At 69.6% G+C, this 21,511-nt stretch carries 17 protein-coding genes and 1 tRNA gene; 3 read left to right on the forward strand and 15 right to left on the reverse strand.

All coding sequences use genetic code 11. The annotated features are described in order from the left end of the window. Nucleotides 1-99 precede the first annotated feature (99 nt). Together HNR09_RS02590 and HNR09_RS02595 are read left to right on the forward strand one after the other, a co-directional pair. A complete protein-coding gene (locus HNR09_RS02590) occupies nucleotides 100-1,365 on the forward strand; it encodes a glycoside hydrolase 5 family protein (protein WP_179540632.1) in 1,266 nt (421 codons plus the stop codon). Nucleotides 1,366-1,368: 3 nt separating this feature from the next. After that, nucleotides 1,369-4,425, forward strand: coding sequence for a glycoside hydrolase family 38 N-terminal domain-containing protein (locus tag HNR09_RS02595; RefSeq protein ID WP_179540633.1), 3,057 nt, complete (start codon nucleotides 1,369-1,371; stop codon nucleotides 4,423-4,425). Nucleotides 4,426-4,490: 65 nt separating this feature from the next. Here HNR09_RS02595 and HNR09_RS02600 read toward each other — a convergent pair whose 3' ends face one another. Genes HNR09_RS02600 through HNR09_RS02615 form a run of 4 tightly spaced genes read right to left on the reverse strand, consistent with a single transcriptional unit; the run spans nucleotide 4,491 to nucleotide 8,680 of the window. Beyond that, the gene (locus HNR09_RS02600) at nucleotides 4,491-5,801 is read right to left on the reverse strand and encodes an ABC transporter substrate-binding protein (protein WP_179540634.1); all 1,311 of its coding nucleotides are present in this window, start codon (nucleotides 5,799-5,801) and stop codon (nucleotides 4,491-4,493) included. A gap of 13 nt (nucleotides 5,802-5,814) precedes the next feature. Further along, nucleotides 5,815-6,600 (reverse strand): cupin domain-containing protein, encoded by a 786-nt coding sequence (locus HNR09_RS02605; RefSeq protein WP_343047424.1) that lies wholly within the window; start codon nucleotides 6,598-6,600, stop codon nucleotides 5,815-5,817. Next, nucleotides 6,597-7,547 carry a DUF6807 family protein gene (locus HNR09_RS02610; protein WP_179540635.1) on the reverse strand — a complete coding sequence of 317 codons (951 nt, stop codon included), beginning with the start codon at nucleotides 7,545-7,547 and terminating at the stop codon, nucleotides 6,597-6,599. The genes HNR09_RS02605 and HNR09_RS02610 overlap by 4 nt, the downstream gene beginning before the upstream one ends. Further along, entirely contained in the window at nucleotides 7,544-8,680 is a 1,137-nt protein-coding gene (locus HNR09_RS02615; protein ID WP_179540636.1) for a Gfo/Idh/MocA family protein, read from the reverse strand. The genes HNR09_RS02610 and HNR09_RS02615 overlap by 4 nt, the downstream gene beginning before the upstream one ends. 220 nt (nucleotides 8,681-8,900) lie before the next feature. On the opposite strand from HNR09_RS02615, the gene HNR09_RS02620 reads away from it, so the two are divergent. Further along, entirely contained in the window at nucleotides 8,901-9,932 is a 1,032-nt protein-coding gene (locus HNR09_RS02620; protein WP_343047425.1) for a LacI family DNA-binding transcriptional regulator, read from the forward strand. Nucleotides 9,933-10,050: 118 nt separating this feature from the next. On the opposite strand, the gene HNR09_RS02625 is transcribed toward HNR09_RS02620, so the two are convergent. The 11 genes from HNR09_RS02625 to HNR09_RS02675 all read right to left on the reverse strand — a co-directional run bounded on the left by HNR09_RS02625 (nucleotide 10,051) and on the right by HNR09_RS02675 (nucleotide 21,502). After that, nucleotides 10,051-10,124 (reverse strand) — tRNA-Leu (locus HNR09_RS02625). Nucleotides 10,125-10,244: 120 nt separating this feature from the next. Then, nucleotides 10,245-11,627, reverse strand: a complete 1,383-nt coding sequence (locus HNR09_RS02630) for an NAD(P)/FAD-dependent oxidoreductase (RefSeq protein WP_179540637.1) — start codon at nucleotides 11,625-11,627, stop codon at nucleotides 10,245-10,247. 190 nt (nucleotides 11,628-11,817) lie between these two features. After that, entirely contained in the window at nucleotides 11,818-13,398 is a 1,581-nt protein-coding gene (locus HNR09_RS02635; protein ID WP_179540638.1) for a S8 family peptidase, read from the reverse strand. A 106-nt stretch (nucleotides 13,399-13,504) separates the two neighbouring features. Beyond that, a complete protein-coding gene (locus tag HNR09_RS02640; RefSeq protein ID WP_179540639.1) occupies nucleotides 13,505-14,554 on the reverse strand; it encodes a Ppx/GppA phosphatase family protein in 1,050 nt (349 codons plus the stop codon). After that, entirely contained in the window at nucleotides 14,551-15,153 is a 603-nt protein-coding gene (locus HNR09_RS02645) for a DUF501 domain-containing protein (RefSeq protein ID WP_179540640.1), read from the reverse strand. The genes HNR09_RS02640 and HNR09_RS02645 overlap by 4 nt, the downstream gene beginning before the upstream one ends. A 66-nt stretch (nucleotides 15,154-15,219) precedes the next feature. Continuing rightward, nucleotides 15,220-15,717, reverse strand: coding sequence for an FtsB family cell division protein (locus HNR09_RS02650; protein WP_179540641.1), 498 nt, complete (start codon nucleotides 15,715-15,717; stop codon nucleotides 15,220-15,222). 336 nt (nucleotides 15,718-16,053) lie between these two features. After that, nucleotides 16,054-17,334 carry a phosphopyruvate hydratase gene (gene eno, locus HNR09_RS02655; RefSeq protein WP_179540642.1) on the reverse strand — a complete coding sequence of 427 codons (1,281 nt, stop codon included), beginning with the start codon at nucleotides 17,332-17,334 and terminating at the stop codon, nucleotides 16,054-16,056. Nucleotides 17,335-17,356: 22 nt separating this feature from the next. Further along, nucleotides 17,357-18,067, reverse strand: coding sequence for a MazG nucleotide pyrophosphohydrolase domain-containing protein (locus HNR09_RS02660; protein ID WP_246348694.1), 711 nt, complete (start codon nucleotides 18,065-18,067; stop codon nucleotides 17,357-17,359). A 101-nt stretch (nucleotides 18,068-18,168) separates the two neighbouring features. Continuing rightward, entirely contained in the window at nucleotides 18,169-19,326 is a 1,158-nt protein-coding gene (locus HNR09_RS02665) for an adenosine deaminase (RefSeq protein ID WP_179540643.1), read from the reverse strand. 42 nt (nucleotides 19,327-19,368) lie between these two features. Continuing rightward, entirely contained in the window at nucleotides 19,369-20,106 is a 738-nt protein-coding gene (locus HNR09_RS02670) for a DedA family protein (RefSeq protein ID WP_179540644.1), read from the reverse strand. Nucleotides 20,107-20,143: 37 nt separating this feature from the next. Continuing rightward, nucleotides 20,144-21,502 (reverse strand): thymidine phosphorylase, encoded by a 1,359-nt coding sequence (locus HNR09_RS02675; RefSeq protein WP_179540645.1) that lies wholly within the window; start codon nucleotides 21,500-21,502, stop codon nucleotides 20,144-20,146. Nucleotides 21,503-21,511: the final 9 nt, after the last annotated feature.

Consider the following 21,511-nt stretch of genomic DNA (forward strand, 5'->3'; position numbering starts at 1 on the left):
TCAGTCCCACACGATCCACCAGTTCAGCAAAGGACCCCGCATGACCTGTTCCTGTCCCACCCCTGCCCCTGCCCCTTCGCCGATCGGTACGGTGCGCTGATGCGGTTCGGGCTCAATCACACACCGCGGCGCGGCTGGTTCCACGCCTGGCAGGACCTCGACCTCGCCGACGTCGCCGACGACATGTCCGCCATCGCCTCCCTCGGTGCAGACCATGTGCGGATCTTTCCGCTCTGGCCCCTGATCCAGCCCAACCGGGGACTCATCCGCGAGCGCGGACTGGCCGACGTCGTCGAGGTGGTCCGGGTGGCTCACGAGCATGGGCTCGACGTCGTCGTCGATGCGCTCCAGGGGCACCTCTCGAGCTTCGACTTCCTGCCGGCCTGGCTGGGCACCTGGCATCGTCGGAACATGTTCACCGACCCGGAGGTGGTCAGCTCCACCGCCGAGTACGTCCGGCGGCTCACGGCCGCGGTGGCGCGGGAGCCGAACCTGATGGGCATCACCCTGGGCAACGAGATCAACCAGTTCGCCGCCGCCCCGCATCCGGACCCGCACCCGGTGGACGCGGCCGGCGGCACCGCGTGGTTGGAGACCATGCTCGGCGCCGCCCGCGCCGAGACCGACGCCCTGGTGACCCATTCGATGTACGACGCCGGCTGGTACGACTCCACGCAGCCCTTCGGTCCCGCCCACGCCGCCGAGCTGGGCGACGCGACGATCACCCACTCCTGGGTCTTCAACGGCGCCGCCCAGCTCGCAGGAGGGCTCGCCGAGGAGTCGGTCAGCCACGCGGAGTACCTGACCCGCCTGGCCCAGGCCTGGCACCCACCCGGCTCGGCCCGGCCGATATGGCTCCAGGAAGCGGGAGCTCCGACCACCGTGATGGATCCGGCCGAGGCACCCGAGTTCATCCGCCGCAGCATGCGCCGGGTCGCGCAGGTCCCGCACCTGCTGGGGATCACCTGGTGGTGCAGCCATGACGTCTCCCGGGACCTGCTGGACTTCCCCGAGGTGGAGCACGACCTGGGGCTGATCGACGTCTCCGGCCGGATCAAGCCCACCGGGGAGGCCTTCGCCGAGACGGTGGCCGAGCTGCGCGCCGAGCCTCCTGCCGGCACCGCGGCGCAGGCGCCCGCGGTGATCATCGACGACCTCGGCCGGGATCCCCGCGACGAGCTCGGCCCAGGCGGTGCCGTGCATCGGGCCTGGCTGGACGCCCGTGACGGGCATGTTGGCACTGCGCTGACGCTGCGCTCCCAGTCCCAGGATCAGGACCCGACCCAGGACCAGACCCGCGGATCCCTGTCCGCTCACCACCACTCAGACCTTCCGACCCCTGCCCCCACCCCCCAGAGGAGCTGACCTGTGCACGACGACGTCTCACTGACCCTCGGACGAGTCCGCCGCGTCCTGACCGAGCGCATCCGCCCAGCCGTCCATGGTCCCCGCCTGCCGATGGAGGTCCGGTCGCATCGGCTGCCGGGTGAGCCCGTGCCGCCCGACCAGGGTCTCGGGCTCGAGCATGACCCCTATGAGGTCGGCACCCCCTGGGGCCCGGCCTGGTCCACCACCTGGTTCCGTCTGAGGGGCGAGATCCCCCAGCAGTGGGCCGGCCAGCCGGTGGAAGCCCTCATCGATCTCGGCTTCGACGTCAACATGCCCGGATTCCAGTGCGAGGCCCTGGTCTACCTGCCTGACGGCACTCCGGTGAAGTCGCTCAACCCGCGCAATCAGTGGGTGCGGGTCTCCGATGCCGCCGTCGGCGGAGAAGCGGTGGAGCTCCACCTGGAGGCCGCCGCGAACCCGGTGCTGCTGGACTATCACCCATTCCTGCCCACTCAGGAGGGCGATGTGCAGACCAGCTCTCCGAAGCCCCTCTACACCACACGACACATGGACCTCGCAGTCTTCCACCCGGAGGTCTTCGAGCTGGCGAGCGACCTCACGGTGCTCCTCGAGCTGGTGGAGCAGCTGCCGGAAGGAGCCCGTCGGGGACGGATCCTGACCGCTCTCGACGCCGCACTGGACCAGGTCGACCTGCAGCGCATCCCTGAGACCGCCTCCGCAGGACGAGCTGAGCTGGTCGAGGTGCTGCAGGCTCCCGCCTCGGCGAGCGCGCACACGATCTCGGCGATCGGGCATGCCCACATCGACTCCGCCTGGCTGTGGCCGGTGCGCGAGACCATCCGCAAGGTGGCCCGGACGAGCTCGTCGATGACGGAGCTGATCGACGCGACCGACGACTTCCTCTACGGAATGTCCTCGGCCCAGCAGTACGCCTGGCTCAAGGAGCACCGGCCGGAGGTCTTCACCCAGGTGAAGCAGGCCGTGCAGGAGGGCCGCTTCGTGCCGCTGGGCGGCATGTGGGTGGAGTCGGACACCACCATGCCCTCCGGGGAGTCCCTGGTCCGACAATTTCTCCACGGACAGCGGTTCTTCGAGTCCGAGTTCGGGATCCGCTGCCGTGGTGTGTGGCTGCCGGACTCCTTCGGCTACTCCCCCGCCCTCCCGCAGCTGATGCGCCGGGCCGGGTTCGAGTGGTTCTTCACACAGAAGATCTCCTGGAACCAGGTCAACAGGTTCCCGCATCACAGCTTCGACTGGGAGGGGATCGACGGGTCCCGGGTCTTCACCCATTTCCCACCCATGGACACCTACAACGCCCAGCTCTCCGGGGAGGAGCTGGCGCGTGCTGACCGCCAGTTCCAGGAGCACCGCACCTCCACGAGCTCGGTGGCGCCCACCGGATGGGGAGACGGCGGAGGCGGCACCACCCGGGAGATGGTCGCGGCCGCGCGCAGGGTGGCCGACCTGGAGGGCAGTCCGAAGGTCCGCTGGGAGCACCCGGATGACTTCTTCTCCCGCGCCAGGTCCGAGCTGCCCGAGCCGCCGGTCTGGGTCGGTGAGCTGTACCTCGAGCTCCACCGGGCCACGCTGACCAGCCAGCACGGCACCAAGCGCGGCAATCGCCGCACCGAGCACCTGCTGGTGGCCGCCGAGCTGTGGTCGACGCTGGCGGCCGTGCGGACCGGCGCGGACTACCCGTATGAGGCACTGGAGACGCTGTGGGAGACGGTGCTGCTGCACCAGTTCCACGACATCCTGCCGGGCACCTCGATCGCCTGGGTCCACCGCGAGGCTGTGGAGACGTACGCCAGGGTGGAGGACGAGGCCCGCAAGATCATCGACGGCGCCCTGGATATGCTCGCCGGCAGCGGCACGGATCACCTGGTGGCCAACGCCGCCCCGGCGCCGGCCCGGCTGCACGGCATCGAGCTGCCAGCCGACACCCTGACGGCCCCGGGATCCGCCTCTGCGCCGGCCGTGGAGCTTCGCCGCGACGGTGAGGGCCTGCTGCTGGAGAACTCCCTGGTGAGGATCCGCCTCGACGACGCCGGGCACGTGGTCTCCGCCGTGGAGCTGGCCACCGGACGGGAGGCGATCGTGGCCGGTGAGCGCGCCAACGTGCTTCGTCTGCACCAGGACTTCCCCAACATGTGGGACGCCTGGGACGTGGACCGCTTCTATCGCAACACCGTGGAGGTCATCGACGGCGTCGACGAGCTGACCGCTGAGGTCGACGCCGCCGGTGCTGCGGTGGTCACGGTCACCCGTTCCTTCGGCAGCTCGACGGTCACCCAGCGGCTCACCCTGGAGCCGGAGAGTCGGATGCTGCGCATCGAGCAGGAGACCGACTGGCACGAGGCGGAGAAGTTCCTCAAAGCGGTGTTCCCCCTCCAGGTCTGGGCCACCGAGACGATCGCCGAGACGCAGTTCGGCGTCCAGCGGCGTCCGACCCACACCAACACCAGCTGGGAGGCGGCGAAGTTCGAGACCTCCATGCACCGGTTCGTGCTGGTCGAGGAGGAGGACTTCGGCGTCGCACTGGTCAACGACTCCATCTACGGGTTCGACGTCACCCGCGATGCCGACGGTGAGGTCACCACCACAGTGGGGCTCTCGCTGCTGCGCGCGCCCCGATTCCCCGACCCGGAGACGGACCAGGGCCTTCAGCACCACTGCCTCGGGCTGGTCGTCGGCGCCGATGTGGCGTCCGCGACCGCCGAGGCGTCCGCACTGAACACCCCGCCGGTGGAGATCGCCGGCGATGCACAGACCGCAGCTCGGCTGGGCCGCCCCCTGGTCCAAGTTGAGGGCCCAGCCGTGCTGCGGTCCGTGGTGAAGCTGGCCGCCGACAGATCCGGCGATGTGGTGCTGCGTGTCTACGAGCCCGCCGGCCGGCGCAGCCGGGCCCAGGTCACCCTGGATCCCGTGCTGGACGCCGAGGGAGCGCGCGCCGTCTCTCTTCTCGAGGAGGAGACCGATGACGCCCCGGAGCTCACCGTGGACTCCCAGGCAGGGCGACTGAGCTGGCCGATCAGACCGTTCGAGGTGACCACGGTGCGCATTCCGCAGGCCTGATGCCCGCCAGACGACGGGAGCCCCTCCACCGTCAGGGTGGAGGGGCTCCCGTCGCTGCGAGGTGGTCAGCTGATCGCGTCCTCGATCTCGCCGTGCATCCGTTCGGCGGCCTCCTCGGCGGTGACGCGGCCGAAGAAGAACTCGTCCTCGTACCGGATGACGATGTCCTGCACCGCGCCGTAGCCTTCGGGCGCCAGAGGCGGGGAGTCCGCGACGACGTCCTCGAGGCTCTCGGAGAACTCCACGATCCGAGACTCGACACCGTCGAGGTCGTCGCGGATCTGATCCCGGATCGAGGCGTTGCCGGGGATGCCGCGCTCGATCTGCTGCAGCTCACCGGCACGCTCATCGTTGACCAGGAAGTCCACGAACAGCTGGGCCTCCTCTGGGTGGTCGCTGCCCGAGGCCACGGAGTAGAACATCGAGGCCTTGTAGTACATGTAGGCGTCGGAGGCGTCCCCGGTGAGGCTGGGCATCATCAGCGGCTCGAGGTCGATCTCCTCGTTGCCGGAGAGCGCCACGAGCATGGCGTCCCAGGCGGGGAACATCGCTCCCTCCCCGGTGGCCAGCAGGGTCTGTTCGCGGGCGATGCCGCGCTGCTCGGCCATCTCGGCCGCATCGGGGAAGGCCCCGGCCTCGTCGAACTCGCCGAGCATCTCGAAGTAGCCGACAGCGTCCTCCGGCTCCCAGGCCAGCTGCCCCTCGTCGTCCACCATGCTGACCCCGTGGGTCTGCCGCAGCCAGGTCTCCAGACCGGCGGAGTCGAAGGAGCCGGACTGTCCGTAGGCGTCGGTGTTCTCCGAGACCCCGACGGCGAGGTCCTTCAGATCGTCCCAGGTCCAGGTGGAGTCATCGGGCATCTCCAGCCCCGCCTCCTCGATCAGCTCCGGGTTGACCGCGAAGGTCAGTGCGGTCTGACCCACCGGCATCGCGTAGAGCTCGCCGTCGAGGGTGCCGGTGTCCATCAGCTCATCAGTGAACTCGCTGGTGTCGATGTCCTCAAGCGGCAGCAGGATGCCGCTCTCGATGTATTCGCGCAGGTACACCAGGTCCATCTGGATGATGTCGGGAGTGTCACCGGCCGCGGTCTGAGTGGCCAGCTGATCCCAGTAGCCGTCCCATTCACCGTACCGGTGGTCGATGGTGATGTGCGGGTGCTCCTCCTCGAAGATCTCGATGATCTCCTGGGTGTACTGGTGACGCACGTCCCCGCCCCACCAGCTGAAGGTCAACGTGACGTCGCCCTCGTCGTCGCCCCCGTTCCCGCAGGCGGTGGCGGCCAGACCGACGATCGCCAGGCCCGCACCTGCCTTCATCCATCGTCTCCGGCGAGCGCTCGGGGGCACGTGCCTCGGAGTTGTCAGTGTGCTGCTCATGGGGTGCTCCTCATCATCGGGGGCTCTGCCGGTCCAATAGGGTCTCGGGAGCGCTCCAGACCTGGAGCCGCCCGCACATGCCGAACAGCCGCGGCTCGGGTCTGGGTGCCCCACGGATCACGGAGGCTTCGCTGAGATGGGCACCGTCGCCTGCCGCCAGCGCGTCCATCTGGGCCCGCGTGCGCTCGGTCTCGGCCTCCACCGTGGCGGCCCAGATCCTCCGCCACTCGTCGAGGCGCGGCCGGACCAGCTCGACGGCGCGGGCATGAAGCCGCTGCAGCGCAGCAGGTCCCTCACGCTCGACGTCGGCCAGCAGCGTTCGGTAGCCCTCGATCGCCAGATCTCTGCGCGTGCGCGCCGCCTCGGCCCGGGCCTGCTCGTCACCCTCGGACGGCAGCGCGACGGCCCGGCGGTACCGCTCGGGGTCGGCGAGGATCTCGTCCGGGAAGGTCATCACGGCATCACCGGCCTCCGGGAGCCCGGCGTTCTGCATGATCACGGAGAGCTCCAGGCCCGCATGGTTGACCAGACGGTGCACCGTGCCGGGGGTGAACCACAGCAGCGAGCCCTTCTCCAGGTCGTCCCGGGCGGCACCAGCGGAGCTGAGCGTGTGGACCTCACCGCGCCCGGCCGTGACCACGTAGGCCTCGGTGGAGAGCGTGTGCAGGTGCGGCGTCCCGCCGTGCAACCCGTCCGGGGTGTCCCAGTCATAGACGCACAGGTCGCTGACCGAGGTCCCGCCGGGGAAGTCCGGGAGAGAGCGCAAAGGCTTCGCAGGGCTCTGATGCGCGGCGCTCACCAGGCGAACTCCCTGCCCAGCTCGTCCAGCTCCGCACGGGAACAGACCTTGGCGATGAACACGAACCGGTGGCCCAGCCGCAGCCGACCCTCATGGGGCAGGTGGATCTCCTGATCAAAAGCCGGGGACTGGCTGGTCACCGTGAAGATCCCGGTGCGGGTGAACCACTTGATCGGAGGCAGCTCAGCGTCCTGGGACTCCGAGGCCCCGGCGAAGGCCATCACGGTCCCACCGCCGTCGATCTCGTCATGTGCGGAGGAGAAGGCGACCCAGTCCGCCACCGCACCCATGGTGTTCTCCTCACCCTCGGCACCTGCGGAGTTGACGACGTCGCATCCGGTCCAGGAGCGCGGGCCGCGCCAGAACCAGCCGGTGTATCCGGCGTTGGGCCGGCCGGCCGTGGTCGGGCTCCCCATCGGCAGGGTGCGCCCGCTGACGTTGGTCAGCTCCGTGGTCAGATCGATGGCCCAGAGGCCCTGCCCGGGGCCGAAGCGGTCAGCGTCCAGGGAGTGGATCCGCTGGACGCGGTGCTCGTCGAACCAGTGTTCTCCGCGGGAGGTGAACCACTCCAGGGATTCGTCGAACACGACCTCCTCGCCACCCTGCGGCGCTGAGGCGAATCCGGTGTGCTTCATCGTGCCGAGGTTGTCCCGCATCTGGTAGCCGGATTCGGTGGAGAAGGTCGGCCCGCCCCAGAAGTTCTGGTCAGCCACATGGGACCAGGTGAACTGCAGGCCGGTGTGCCAGCGGTGATCCCAGGGGCGGCGGACCGCGGCGGGACCGCCGTCAGTGAAGCGCAGCGGGTAGAGGTAGGGCTTCGGGGCCTCCTCCTGCGGTGAGTCCGGGTGGATCACATAGCGCAGGATCTCGGTGCCGCCGGCGTCGACGGAGACGGCGTCCTGCTCGGTGCGGACGTCGAAGCGGGTGGTGACTGCCGTGGTGGTCACTGGACGGTCTCCTTGCTGACAGCGGTGTTCTCCGCGCTGCCGTAGATGAATGCGGGGTCGTGCATGCCGGTGTAGTAGGTGCCCGTCGCGGCGAGCTGGTCGCGTGCGACGGTCCGGCCTGTCTCGGCGGACTCGTAGAGGGCTGCGATGAACTCCAGCACCCGACGGCCGTCATCGCCGGAGGCGCGTGGTCGGACCCCCGCCGCCATGGCGTCGAGCAGCTCGGCGAGCTGCTGCTTGTGCGATGAGGGGATGTTCTCCTGCGGCACCCAGCCGGTGGCCGCCTCGTCCCCGGCACGGTGCGGGGCCGGGGTCCAGGTCCAGGAGCTGTTGTCATAGCCGTAGAGGTGCTCGACCTCCACCGTGGCGTCCTGGAAGTCGAAGCGCAGGTAGGAGACCTCGCGTGGGGAGAGGACGCTGTTGACGATGGAGGCCATCGCGCCGTTGGCGAAGCGCACCGTGGCCATGGAGACGTCCTCAGTCTCGACGTCGCGGTCCAGCGCGTCGGCGACGGCGGTGACCTCAGTCCAGTCGCCGAGGATCTCGAAGAGCAGGTCCATCTGGTGGATCCCGTGGCCCATCGCCGGCCCTCCGCCCTCGGTGGCCCATTTCCCGCGCCACGGCACCTCGTAGTAGCCGTGGGTGCGGTACCAGAGCGTGTGGCAGACCGCCACGAGGGGGCGCCCGAGGGTGTTGTCCCGGACCTGCTGCTTGAGCTGCTGGGCTCCGGATCCGAAGCGGTGCTGGAAGACGTACGAGGCGAAGGGCCCCTGCGCGCCCTCATGGGCGGCGACCTCGTCGTACTCGGCGAGCGTGAGCACCGGAGGCTTCTCGCACCATACCCAGGCGCCGGCCTTGAGCCCTTTGATGAGTCCTTCCTTATGGGCCACCGGAGGGGTGCACAAGATCAGCAGGTCGGGCTCCTCGACCGCGAGCATGGAGTCCACGTCGGTGTGGCGGCCTGGGATCCCCCACTCGTCGGCGACGGCGGCCACCCGGTCGGCGTCGACATCGGCGATGGCGACCACCTCCACGCGGTCCTCGTGGGCCTTCAGCGTCGGCAGGTGCGCCCCGCTGGCGATCCCTCCGGCGCCGACGACGGCGGCACGGATGCGGGCGGAAGAGGCTGTCATGGAAGGGCTCCTGGAAGTCGAGGGGCGATCTGCGCGTCAATGTGATCGATCACTATTCGGCGTCGGACACGAGCCTAAGGAGCCGATGGATATGCTGTCAACACCCTGATGTTGCTCAGATCACCTCTTCCCGTCGTCCTGGGCGCCCTGTCGCCCGGAACGGCGGGCGCTGACAGACTGGAGGAGATCAGCTCCACCCGACCCGACCAGAGGTGACCACGTGGCGTCCCATCCCACATCCGAGGCGCGGCCGGCACGCGCGGCGACGATCCACGAGGTCGCCCGGCGCGCCGGGGTGTCTCATCAGACCGTCTCGCGATTTCTGCGCGGGCTGGGTCCGTTCCGCCCGGACACGGTGACCCGCGTGGAGGCTGCGATCAAGGAGCTCGACTACCGGCCCAACATGATCGCCCGATCCATGCGCACCCGGCAGACCGGGGTGCTCACCGCCCTGCTCCCCTCCCCCGTGACCCAGATGCCGACCCCGATGCTCGCCGCGGCGGCCGAGGCCGCCCATGCCGCGGGCTACTTCATGGAGATCGCCGTCGTGGAGGGCCCCGCGGAGGCCCGCAGCCGCCGCGCCCGGGAGCTCATGGGCTCCGGGCGTGTGGAAGGGGTGCTCTCCCTGGCCGGCCTGCCGGACATGGACGACCAGCCGAAGACCGCCACCTCAGGGGCACTGACGATCATCGAGCAGTTCGATGATGACCTGCGCGGACTGGGCGGACTGGCAGACGCCGGAGCGCTGCGCGAGATCGTCCGCACCCTGGCCGACTGGGGACACCGCCGCTTCCTGCACATCCAGGGCCCCGAGGAATGGACCTCGGCTCGGGCCCGCCGTGAGGTCTACGAGCAGACCATCGCCGAGCGAGGACTCGAGTCCCACGGCGTGGTGGGAGGAGGCTGGTCGGCCGCCATCGGATATGAGTCCATCCGCGCGCTCGAGGACTCCTCCGGCGTGACGGCGGTGATCGCGGCCAACGACTTCGTGGCCATGGGAGCGATCCGCGCCGCTCACGAACGCGGCTGGCAGATGCCTCGAGATATGAGCGTGACCGGCTGGGACGACATCGACGTGGGCCGGTACGCGACCCCCTCACTGTCCACGGTGACGGTGGACCGGGCGGGGCGGGGCCGCGGGGCGATGCGTCGGCTCATCGCCCTCGTCCGCGGCGAGGAGCCGCCGAGCAGCGCACCGGAGCCGAACCGCGTGGTGCTGCGCGAGTCCACCGGACCGGCGCCGCAGCGCTGACCCGCCATCACGACCCGCGGCCCCTCCCGGTGTCATCGAGGGGTCGATATGAATGCCGCAGGCCCTCGATCTCGGCCTCGCAAGCGATCAGATCGACGATTCGATGAGTCAAGGGCGGTGCCCCCACTGGGACTCGAACCCAGACTGTGCTGATTTTAAGTCAGCTGCCTCTGCCGATTGGGCTATGGGGGCGCACACATGACGACGGCGAGCGGCCGCCAGGACCATCTTAGGTCCAGGCGACGGCTCGCCGTCGTCGTCTGTGGAACTCTTCGCGTCAGACCAGATCAGTCCTCGGCTCTCCCCCGGTGATCAGGCGTCAGCCTTCTTCTTCGCCGGAGTCGCCGCCTCCTCGAACTGGCGACGCGGGGTCTCCAGGTCGCGCAGCGGGGTGATGTCGCGGCCGAAGATGAACTCGTTGATCCAGTTGCTGGCCACCCGCACCTTGCGCTCCACAGTGGGGATCGCCATGCCGTGGTAGCCACGGTGGGCCATCCAGGCCGGCACGCCCTTGAGCTTGACGCCCATCGGGTTGCCGACGCCCTTGAAGAGGCCCAGACCGGCGACCGCACCCAGGGAGTCGTGCTTGTACTCGCTGATCTTCCCCTCGCCGAAGCGAGCGGCCAGCAGGTTCTTCACCAGCTGCTTGGACTGGCGCAGGGCGTGCTGGGCGTTCGGGACGCAGAAGCCGCCGGGGCCGGCACCGGTCAGATCCGGCACGGCGGCGACGTCGCCGGCGGTCCAGGCGCCCTCGATCGAGCGGCCCTCCTCGTCGACGATCTGCAGGGTGGCGGAGGCCGTGATGCGGCCGCGCTCGTCGATGGGGAAGCTGGAACGGCGGGCCACCGCGTTGGCGGCCACACCGGCGGTCCAGACGAGGGTGTCGGACTCGAAGCGGTCGGCCTCGGACTTGTCGGCCATGTTGATGAGCTGGAGCTCACCGTCCACCGCGGAACCCAGGGAGGTGTTCAGCAGCACCTCGATGCCGCGGCCGCGCAGGTGCTCGACGACGCCGACCGCCTGGTCCTCGGAGACCTCGGGCATGATGCGGCCCATGGCCTCGACGAGCACGATGCGCACGTCGGACTGGCTCAGCCGGGGGTTGGCGGCCACGGCGGCGCGGATGATGTCCTCCATCTCCGCGATGCACTCGATGCCGGCGAAGCCGCCGCCGACCACGGTGAAGGCCAGGGCTCGGGCCTTGGCCTTCTCGTCGGTCATGGTGGAGGCCGCCTCGATCCGGTCGAGGATCTGGTTGCGCAGGGTCAGCGCCTCCTCGATGGTCTTCAGGCCGATGCCCTGCTCCGCGAGGCCTTCGATCGGGAAGGTGCGCGTCGTCGCGCCGGCGGCCAGGATGACGTCCTGATAGGGGATCTCGATGCTCTCACCGTCCTCCAGCTCGACGCTCGCGGTGCGTGCGGAGTGGTCGACGTCGGTGACCTTGCCGGTGATGACCTCAGTGTCCCGCAGGTGCTTGCGGTGGGAGATGACCGCGTGGCGGGCCTCGATGTGACCCCCCACGACCTCCGGGAGGAACGGCTGGTAGGTCATGTAGGGAAGCGGGTCGACCAGGGTCACCACACCACCCTCGGCCTTGACCTTCTTCTGGAGCTTCTGGGCGACGGTGAGGCCGACATAGCCACCGCCGACGATCAGAATGCGCGGTTTCTCTGAGAGCTTCTGCGAGATTGCCATGGATGCCATCCTAGCGCTGGTGCCGAGGGGAACGTGAACTGCACACAGCAGAGGCGGTGGGCCGACGCCGAGTGCTCGGCACGGCCCACCGCCACGCTGCGTGTCCTTCTGCGGCTCATTCTACTGCCAGGCGCGGTGTCCAGCGCAGGTGTGACGCGGAACCCACCCGCCGAGGAGGCGGCAGGAGACGTCAGGACCTCCGGCGCGAGGTCAGGTGCACCGCGGCCACGCTGATCACGGAGATCACGAGCAGGGCGGCGACGCCGACCACCACAGGGCCTGCCCAGTTCTGCACGACCCGCGCCTCGGAGGCCTGAGGCTGATCGCGCGGGTCACCCTCCGGCCCTGGCGAGACGCCGGAGTCAGAGGGGATGTCGGTGTGCTCGGACTCCTGCGACTCTCCCCGTCGGTGGACGCGGATCCATTCCTCCAGGGTCTCGTACGCGGCCGAGTCGAACTCAGGGACGTCATCGCTGCCCACGGCCTCCGCCACGTTGAGCATGCCCTGCCCGAACTCCGGGTCGATGCCCTCCCCGTCGCCGACTCCGTCGGCGGTGCTCAGCAGGCGATGCTTGACCTCCGCCGCGGAGAGCTCCGGGTGTGCGGACCAGACCAGCGCGGCCGCTCCGGCGACGATCGGTGCTGCGCCGGAGGTGCCCATCCACTGCGTGTTGTGGCCGTCAGGCACGGCACCGACGAGCGGTTCGGAGGGCGCCGCGATGTCCACGGCGATGCCCTGGGCAGAGGCGTCCTCGCTGATCTCCCGCTCCTCGTTGACCCCGGCGACGGTGAGCACCCCAGGGATGGTGGCCGGCGCGCCCACGCTCCAGCTGCCCGAGACGCGGTTGCCCGCGGCGGCGACGATGAGCACGTCGTTCTCGGCGGCGTTGAGGAAGGCCTCGTCCCAGGACTCGGGCCATTCCTGCTGGTTGGGCAGCCCGAAGGACATGTTGATGATGTCGGCTCCGTTGGCCACCGCCCAGTCCACGGCTTCAACGACCTGATCCTCCAGGTCGGGGCCGTAGGCGTTGGGGATCTCCAGAGCCATGGAGGCGCTGAGGACGTCAGCTTCCGGGGCCACTCCGATCACGCCCGCGGACTCCTCCTCGTCGTCCTCGTCGTCCTCGTCATCGTCGTCGTCATCATCATCGGAGTTCGACGCCGGCAGGACGGCGGAGGCGGTCAGATCCAGTGCCTCGCGGCCCTCCCCGGAGGTGAGCCGCGCGGGGCTGAGCACCCCGGTGCCCTGGGTGAGGCCCATGTTCTCCTGCTCTTCGAGCTCTTCGATGAGGTCGTCCCAGAACTCCTCCCAGTCCTCGTCGGAGAAGTCTTCGTAGTCCTCAGGCTCGGGAAGCTCCTCGAGATCGTCCTCGGTGGCCTCCTGCCCGCGACCAGCGGCCAGCGAGGCCACCATGGTCCCGTGCTCGGTGGAGAACTGGTCCACCGGACCACCGGAGCCGTCACCGCCACCGGAGACGTCGGTGCCTTCGACGACGGCCCCCTCCAGGGTCGGGTGGTCGCCGTCGACACCGGTGTCCAGGATCGCGATGGTGACCCCGTCGCCCCGCGCAGTCTCCCAGGCCTCCGTGACGCCGTAGTCCTCGAGCCAGAACTGGGCGTCCCGCCAGGCATCGGCGTGGGCGGAGGGTGCGGCGACCAGGCTCGGCGCAGCCAGCACCGGCGCCAGGAGCAGGGCGGCGGCGGCAAGGGCTCCGCCGCGTGCCGCACCCCGCCGGGCTGCATGTCTCGTCTCCGGCCCAACCTCAGTCATGATGTGTCCCTCGGTTCCGCACCCCGTCGGGGTCCTCGTCGATCGTCTCGCCTGGTCCTCGCAGCCGACAGCCGGCCCGTCGGCTGAGCCGACGTCGTCGTCCGGCTCAGTCCTGGTGGGCCGTCTCCCGCGCCGCACCGGTGGCGATCGACAGCGCGATGCCGTCCAGAATGTCATGCTCCGAGGTGAGGGTGGTAGTCACCCGCCCCTTGGTGACCTTGTTGACATAGTCCAGGATCGTGCCCCAGATCAGCGCGCCGGCGCCGATGACGTCCACCCGCCCCGGGTGCATGAACGGCATCTGGGCACGCTGGTCGCGGGTGGAGTGCACCAGCTGGTCCACCGACTGGTGGATCCGGTCCAGGCCCACCTCGGCACCGTGGATGAGGTCGGGATCGTAGTCCTCAAGGTTCAGCGCGTGGGCCGTCACCGTGGTCACGGTGCCGGCCACGCCGATGATGACGTCGGTCTCATCCAGCGGCATCACCTGCCCGACGTCCTCCAGGAAGGAGAGCGTCTCGAAGCTCGCCATGGAGGTCTCGGTCTCCTGCGGCGGGTCGGTGCGCATGTGCCGCTCGGTGAAGCGCACGCAGCCCATGTCCGTGGAGATGGCGTGCTCCATGCCTCGGGAGGTGCCCAGCACGAACTCCGTGGAGCCGCCGCCGAGGTCCACCACGAGCACCGTGCGGTCCGGATCCCAGTCCAGCAGGGAGGAGGCCCCCACGAAGGACAGACCGGCCTCCTCGCTGCCACGGATGACCTCCGGCTCCACTCCCAGGCGATCCCTGACGCCCTCGACGAACGCCGCTCGGTTCTTCACGTCGCGGGTGGCGGAGGTGGCCACGAAGCGCACGGCCTCGACCTTGTGGCGCCGGATCAGCGCCGCGTAGCTGTCCACGGCCGCGAAGGTGCGCTCCAACGCCCCCGCGGAGAACTCCCCGGTCTCGTCCACGCCCTCACCGAGGCGGACGACGGTCATCTGCCGGACGACGTCGGTGAGCCGAGAGCGATGCATCTGAGCGACCGCGGAACGTTCCCCGGTGTCGGTGCCGACCGGCTGTTCCGCCTCGTCGGGGACGGAGTCGCCCGCGCCCTCCACGTCGGCGATCAGCAGGCGGATCGAATTGGTCCCGCAGTCGATGGCGGCCACTCTCATTGCTGCTCCTCCTTCAGTCGCCGCACATGTCGGCTGAGGTCTTTGGTCGGGATCTCTGCGGCGTGGTCCCACGCCTCGGCGCAGGTACACACCGCAGGCGTCCAGTCATCGGAGATGCGGTCCAGGGTCTCGTCGCCGAGCGGGCTGATCCCCCGGCCCACGGCCAGTGTGTGCCCCAGGAGCACATGGAGGCACTTGACCCGGTCCGGCATGCCGCCGGCCGAGATGCCTTCGATCTCCCACACCGGCTCCAGCCCGGAGGCGAGCCGGATGCGCTCACGCTCGGCGAGGTAGTCCTGATGCGCGGCGCGGTGCTGGGCGGCCAGCTCCTCGTCCTGACCGAGCCGCTCGGTCATCTCCGCCATCACTCCGGCGGCCTCCAGCCGCGAGACCGCCTGGGTCAGCGTCGGGTGGGTGAGATAGAAGGTGGTCGGGAAGGGGATCCCGTTCGAGAGCCGCGGCGCCGTGGCCGCCACCAGCGGGCTGCCGCAGCGGCAGCGGGCGGGGATCTCGACGACGTCGCGCACCGGCCTCCCCAGCTGCAGGCTGAGGGTGTCTAGATCTTCCTGGGTCGGCAGGGACGGGCTGGGCTGACTCATCGTCTTGCGGGGTCTCCTGAAGGTGGTGGGCGGGCCCACCTCCGCGATGGACCTCCACAGTCGAGACTAATCTACGGCAGACCGGACCAGGGAATCCCAGAGGGCGTCGGCCCACGGAAGGTCGGTGCGGACCTCGCTGTCCTCCTGGTTCTCCGGGGCGTCGTCGTCCCCACCGAGGTCACCGATGACGTGATACTGCCGCTCCCCCGGCATCACCAGGTTGACGCGCTCCCGTGCCTGCTGGCGGACATACTCGGGATCGTCCCAGCGGGTGACCTCGGACTCGAGCTCGTCCTGGCGTTCCTGCTGCTCGGCGATGCCGGCCTCCAGCTCGGCGATCTCGCCGCGCTGTTGGATGTAGGTGCGCACCGTGGGGACCAGGAAGGACACCACGACCAGCGCCACCAGAGTCATCACGATCAGCCGGCCGGAGAGCGTGCGCTCCGGGACCATGGTGCGGGCGCTGGCGGTCGTCTTCCCTGCTGGCCTCCCGGTGGAGTCCCGGTCGAGGTCCTTCTGCGGGGCTGCGCGGCGAGCCCGGCGGGCGGTGATGTCGACCGGCATGCGGATCTCCCCGGAGATCTGCTCGCGCTCGGCGAGCCGACGAGCCTCAGCGGTTGGACGACGGCGCTCTGACCTGGGTTTTTCTGTCTCTGAAGGTCTCTCGCGGGGATACTTGGCGTGCCTGCCCATGGTCACCGCCTTCCCTCTGCCACCGGCGTCTCACCTGCGGCGACGCCACTCGCGCCGTCGGAGTTCAAGGGTAGTCGCGGCCTGGGGCTCGACCGCGGCAGACACGCTGGGCGGCGCCGGGGATGACAGAAAGAGGCCACGTCCTGCCGCGTGTCGACGCAGCGGACGTGGCCTCTCTCTCAGCCCTTCAGCGGGCGGGCAGGAGTGTCAGCGGGTGAACCGCGGGAAGGCGCTCGCCCCGGCGTAGGCCGCGGCGTCGCCCAGCTCCTCCTCGATGCGCAGCAGCTGGTTGTACTTCGCCACGCGCTCGGAGCGGGCCGGGGCGCCGGTCTTGATCTGCCCGGCGTTGGTGGCCACGGCGATGTCGGCGATCGTGGTGTCCTCGGTCTCGCCGGAACGGTGGGAGACCATGGTGGTGTAGCGGCTGCGCTGTGCCAGCGAGATGGCGTCCAGGGTCTCGGTCAGCGAGCCGATCTGGTTGACCTTCACCAACAGCGAGTTGGCAGTGTCAGCGTCGATGCCCTTGGCCAGCCGATCGGGGTTGGTGACGAAGAGGTCGTCACCGACCAGCTGGACCTTGTCCCCGATCTGCTCGGTGAGGGTCTTCCAGCCGGCCCAGTCGTCCTCGTCCAGCGGGTCCTCGATGGAGACCAGCGGGTAGGCGTCCACCAGCTCCGAGTAGTAGGCGCTCATCTGCTCGGGCGACTTCTGCTCGCCCTCGAAGGTGTAGGCGCCGTCCGTGTAGAACTCCGTGGCGGCGACGTCGAGAGCCAGTGCCACATCGGTGCCAGGGGTGTAGCCGGCGCGCTTGATGGCCTCGGTGATCAGGTCCAGCGCTTCACGGTTGGACGGCAGGTCCGGGGCGAAGCCGCCCTCGTCGCCCAGGCCGGTGGCCAGGCCCTTCTCCTTCAGCAGAGCCTTCAGCGCGTGGTAGACCTCGACGCCGGAGCGCAGCGCCTCAGAGAAGGTGGCCGCACCGATGGGGGCGATCATGAACTCCTGGATGTCCACGTTGGAGTCCGCGTGGGAGCCGCCGTTGAGGATGTTCATCATCGGCACCGGCAGCAGGTGAGCGTTGGGGCCACCGAGGTACTTGTACAGGGGCAGGTCGGAGGCGTCGGCAGCGGCCTTGGCCACGGCCAGGGAGACCCCGAGGATGGAGTTCGCACCGAGGCTGTTCTTGTTGTCCGTGCCGTCGAGGTCCAGAAGGATCTGGTCGATCAGGCGCTGCTCGGTGGCGTCCTGGCCCTCCAGGGCGGGGGCGATGACGTCATTGACCGCGGACACGGCGGCGGTGACGCCCTTGCCCAGGTAGCGATCCTTGTCGCCGTCGCGGCGCTCGACGGCCTCGAAGGCGCCGGTGGAGGCTCCGGAGGGGACGGCGGCCTGGCCGAAGCTGCCGTCGTCGAGCAGGACGTCGACCTCGACGGTCGGGTTGCCGCGCGAGTCGAGGATCTCGCGACCGTACACACTGGCGATGAGTGACATGAGTTGTCGGCTCCTTCTTGGGTTATCTGGACACTCCGGGGCCGACGCGTCCTTGCGCCAGCGTGCTGAGGTGGCGGCGCAGCGCTCGTTCGGGATCCTGACCCCGAGAACGCGCTCTGTGCACCACCGAGAAGAGTAGTTCACCCAGGGCGTCCTCGTCAGCCGCCACGAGTGGATCGTAGCCCGTGGAGGCGTGCTCCGGACCGGCGTCGGACTCTCCCCCCGCACCCGGGGGCAGGGTGCGGTCCAGTCGGTCGATGAGCTTGGCCGCGCGCGCCAGGGCCGGCAGGTGGGCGGGCAGGGAGCCGACGACGGCGGAGAGCTCGGCCTCCCCCTCGCCTCTGGGCGGGGAGGTTCCGTTCGCGTCCCCGGCGGTCTCGCCCACTCTGTCCGCGGCATCCTCAGCCACTGTCTCGGCAGCCTTCTCCGTGGCCTTGATCCGCGTCCAGGCACGCTCGATCTCCTCCAGGGAGGCCTCCGCGTCGACGTCGAGCTCCCCGGCGTCGTCGAACACGTGCGGGCTGCGGCGCACCAGCTTGGCAGTGATCGCCTCAGCCACGCCGTCGAGGTCGAAGGAAGCCCGTTCGGAGGCCAGCTGCGCATGCAGCACGATCTGGAAGAACAGATCCCCCAGCTCCTTGCGCAGAGTCTCCCCGAGCCGTGAGGACTCAATCTCCTCGACGGTCTCATACGCCTCCTCGACGAGATACTCGACGAGGGAGTCGTGGGTCAACCGCTGGGTCCACGGGCAGTGGACGCGCAGCTGGGCTACCACCCACTGAAGCCGCCGCAGAGGATCCGCCGGCGACCTCAGGGGCGGCTGGTGGGTCTGGGTCACTGCCAGGCCTCGAGGATCAGCGCGGAGAGCGCCTCACGCTCCTCGTGCCCGAGGAAGGCGGACTCCAGGGCGTTGATCTGGAAGTCCGCGAGTTCGGCCAGATCGTAGTCGAAGGCCTCCGCCAACAGGGCGAGCTCCCCGGAGAGGGTGACCCCGGAGACCAGCCGGTTGTCCGTGTTGACACCGACGTTGAAGCCCAGCTGGTAGAGCATGTCGAAGGGGTGGTCAGTGATGGCCGCCGGAGCATCGTCCGGGCCGAAGGGGGCGATGGCACCGGTCTGCAGGTTCGAGGTCGGGCAGACCTCGAGGTGCACCTGACGGTCACGCACCCAGCGGGCCACCTCGCCGAGCGCGACCTCGTAGGCCTCGCCGGCCTCGTCGGAGGTCACCGGCTCCTCTGAGATCGTGATGTCCTGGGCCACCCGCACCCCGTGGCCCAGCCGCCGGGCACGTCCGGACACCAGCGCGTCGCGGACGGACTCGACGCCGTCGGCCTCCCCGGCATGCACGGTCGCGGGGATCATCTCCTCGGCCAGGGTGGTGAAGGCGGCGGCGAAGCGAGAGGGAGGGAAGCCGTGCTCCGGACCAGCGATGTCGAAGCCGACCACGCCACGGTCGCGGTGACGCACGGTGAGCTCCACGGCCTCCTTCGCACGATCGGACTGGCGCATCGCGGAGATGATCTGCCCGACGACCACGAATTCGTCCCGGTCCTCCAGGGCGGCCATGCCTTCGTCCAGGCCGGCTTGGACCGCCTCGACGGCCTCGTCCAGGCTGAGGCCCTGCCGCTGGTGCTGCTCGGGGGCCCAGCGGACCTCGCCGTAGACCACGCCGTCCTCCGCCAGGTCCTCGACGTACTCGCGGGCCACCCGGCGCAGGTTCTCGGCGGTCTGCATCACCCCTGTGGTCATGATGAAGGCCTCCAGGTAGCGCTCCAGGGAGCCGGAGTCGGCGTTCTCCCGGAACCGACGGGCCAACACCTCGGCATCCTGGGTGGGGAGCTCGACGCCGGCCGGGCCGGCGAGCTCGATCAGCGTGGCGGGACGCAGGCCGCCGTCGAGGTGGTCGTGGAGGCTGACCTTCGGCAGCGAGCGGAGCTGCTCGATGAGGGCTTCGGAGGGACCGGTGGTCTCGGGCGAGGAAGTCGCAGTCATGGCACCAGCCTATCGGCCGCAGGGTGGGTGTCGGAGCACCGGTCACGTCTCGCCGACGTCCTCCTCCTCTGCATGACGATGGTGCCGACGCAGCCTGATCGGCGCCTCCACCTCGATCACCCCGGTGTCCTGGTAGCCCTCGGGGTCGATGTGCACGCCCTTGCGGTCCAGCCAGACGGAGAGCAGCCGGAAGAGTCTGTCGCAGAGCAGCCCCAGCAGCACCGCGGCGCCGATGCCCACCAGCATGGCCAGCAGCTGGTTGCCCAGCAGCTCGGTGCCCACCGCTCCCAGCAGGATCAGCCAGGCCGCCCACATCAGCGAGGCGGCCGCATCGATGAGCAGGAACCGCCGGAGCGAATACCGGGTTGATCCGGCCACGAAGTTGATCGCCACCCTCGCCCCGGGGATGAACCGGCCCACGAAGATCAGCAGGACCCCACGCTTGTCCAGCTCGTGGCGGGACCAGGTCAAGGTCCGTTGCATGGCCGGGCGGCGCAGCAGACGGAACCTGTCGGTGCCGATCACCCGACCCAGGTTGTAGGCCGCGAAATCACCCAGCAGCGCAGCCCCTGCCGCCACCAGGATCACCCACAGCCACCAGGGCGTCCCCGGCTGGTCCTGGACCGAGCCCAGGGTGATGATCAGCGAGTCCGAGGGCAGCGGTGGGAACACGCCGTTGACGAAGACGAAGCCGGCCAGACCGATGAGGGTCCACCAGCCTGAGGCCACCTCGATGACCAGCGCATTGAAGAACTCGCTCCACTCCTGGAAACGCGTCATCGACGTCCCTCTCAGCTGTGCCGCGGCCGCGTGCTGCTTACAGGTCCTCGGCGCTGATACGGTCCAGCACCAGGTCCCCGACCTCCACCGGGCCGCCGTCGGCATCGACGTCGACGGCACCGTCCAGAGCCTCCTCGGCGCGGGCCATCCGGGACTCCTCATCGGTGAGCAGGGTGAACAGAGGCTGCCCCGCCGTGACGTCGTCTCCCGGCTTGACGTGCATCCGCACGCCGGCGCCGGCCTGGACCGCGTCCTCCTTGCGCGCTCGGCCCGCGCCCAGGCGCCAGGCAGCGATCCCGACCGCCATGGCGTCCAGGCGGGTCACCGTCCCGGAGACCCCCGCGGTGACCGTGTGCTGGTGCGCCGCCGTCGGCAGTGTGGCCTCCGGGTCTCCGCCCTGGGCGGCGATCATCCGCCGCCAGGTGTCCATGGCCCGGCCGTCCTGCAGGGCCTGCGCCGGATCGGCGTCGGGCATCCCGGCCGCGGTCAGCATCTCCTGGGCCAGCGCCACGGTCAGCTCGACGACGTCGGCCGGCCCGCCTCCGGCGAGCACCTCCACCGACTCCTGGACCTCGATCGCGTTGCCGGCGGTCAGTCCCAGCGGCGCCTCCATGGCCGTGATCAGCGCTGTCGTGGCCACTCCGGCGTCCGTGCCCAGGGCGACCATCGTGCGGGCCAGCTCCTCGGCGTCGTCCCGGGACTTCATGAACGCCCCGGAGCCCACCTTCACGTCCAGCACGAGCGCGTCGGTGCCCTCTGCGATCTTCTTGGACATGATCGAACTGGCGATCAGCGGGATCGCCTCCACGGTGCCGGTGACGTCGCGCAGCGCGTAGAGCTTCTTGTCCGCCGGGGCCAGGCCCGCACCGGCGGCGCAGATCACCGCGCCCACCTCATCGAGCTGGGTCAGCATCTCCTCATTGCTCAGCGCGGCCCGCCAGCCGGGGATGGACTCGAGCTTGTCCAGGGTGCCGCCGGTGTGGCCCAGCCCGCGCCCGGAGAGCTGCGGGACCGGCACCCCGAAGCAGGCCACCAGGGGAGCCAGCGGCAGGGTGATCTTGTCCCCGACCCCGCCGGTGGAGTGCTTGTCCGCCGTGCGGCGCCACGCACCCTCGGCGGTCTTCAGCGAAGAGAAGTCCATGCGTTCCCCGGACGCGATCATCGCCCGAGTCCAGTGGGAGATCTCGTCACGCCGCATCCCGCGCAGCAGGATCGCCATGGCCATGGCGGACATCTGCTCGTCGGCCACCCGTCCCGCGGTGTAGGCGGCGATCACCCAGTCGATCTCCGACTGGGAGAGCCGGCCGCCGTCGCGCTTGGTACGGATCAGGTCGACGACGTCGAAGGCCTGGGGGTCGAAGGAGTTCTTCTCGGCAGGGGTCTGCTCAGCGCTCATGGGGCGTCC

Source organism: Nesterenkonia xinjiangensis, assembly GCF_013410745.1.
GTDB classification, from domain to species: Bacteria; Actinomycetota; Actinomycetes; order Actinomycetales; family Micrococcaceae; genus Nesterenkonia; species Nesterenkonia xinjiangensis.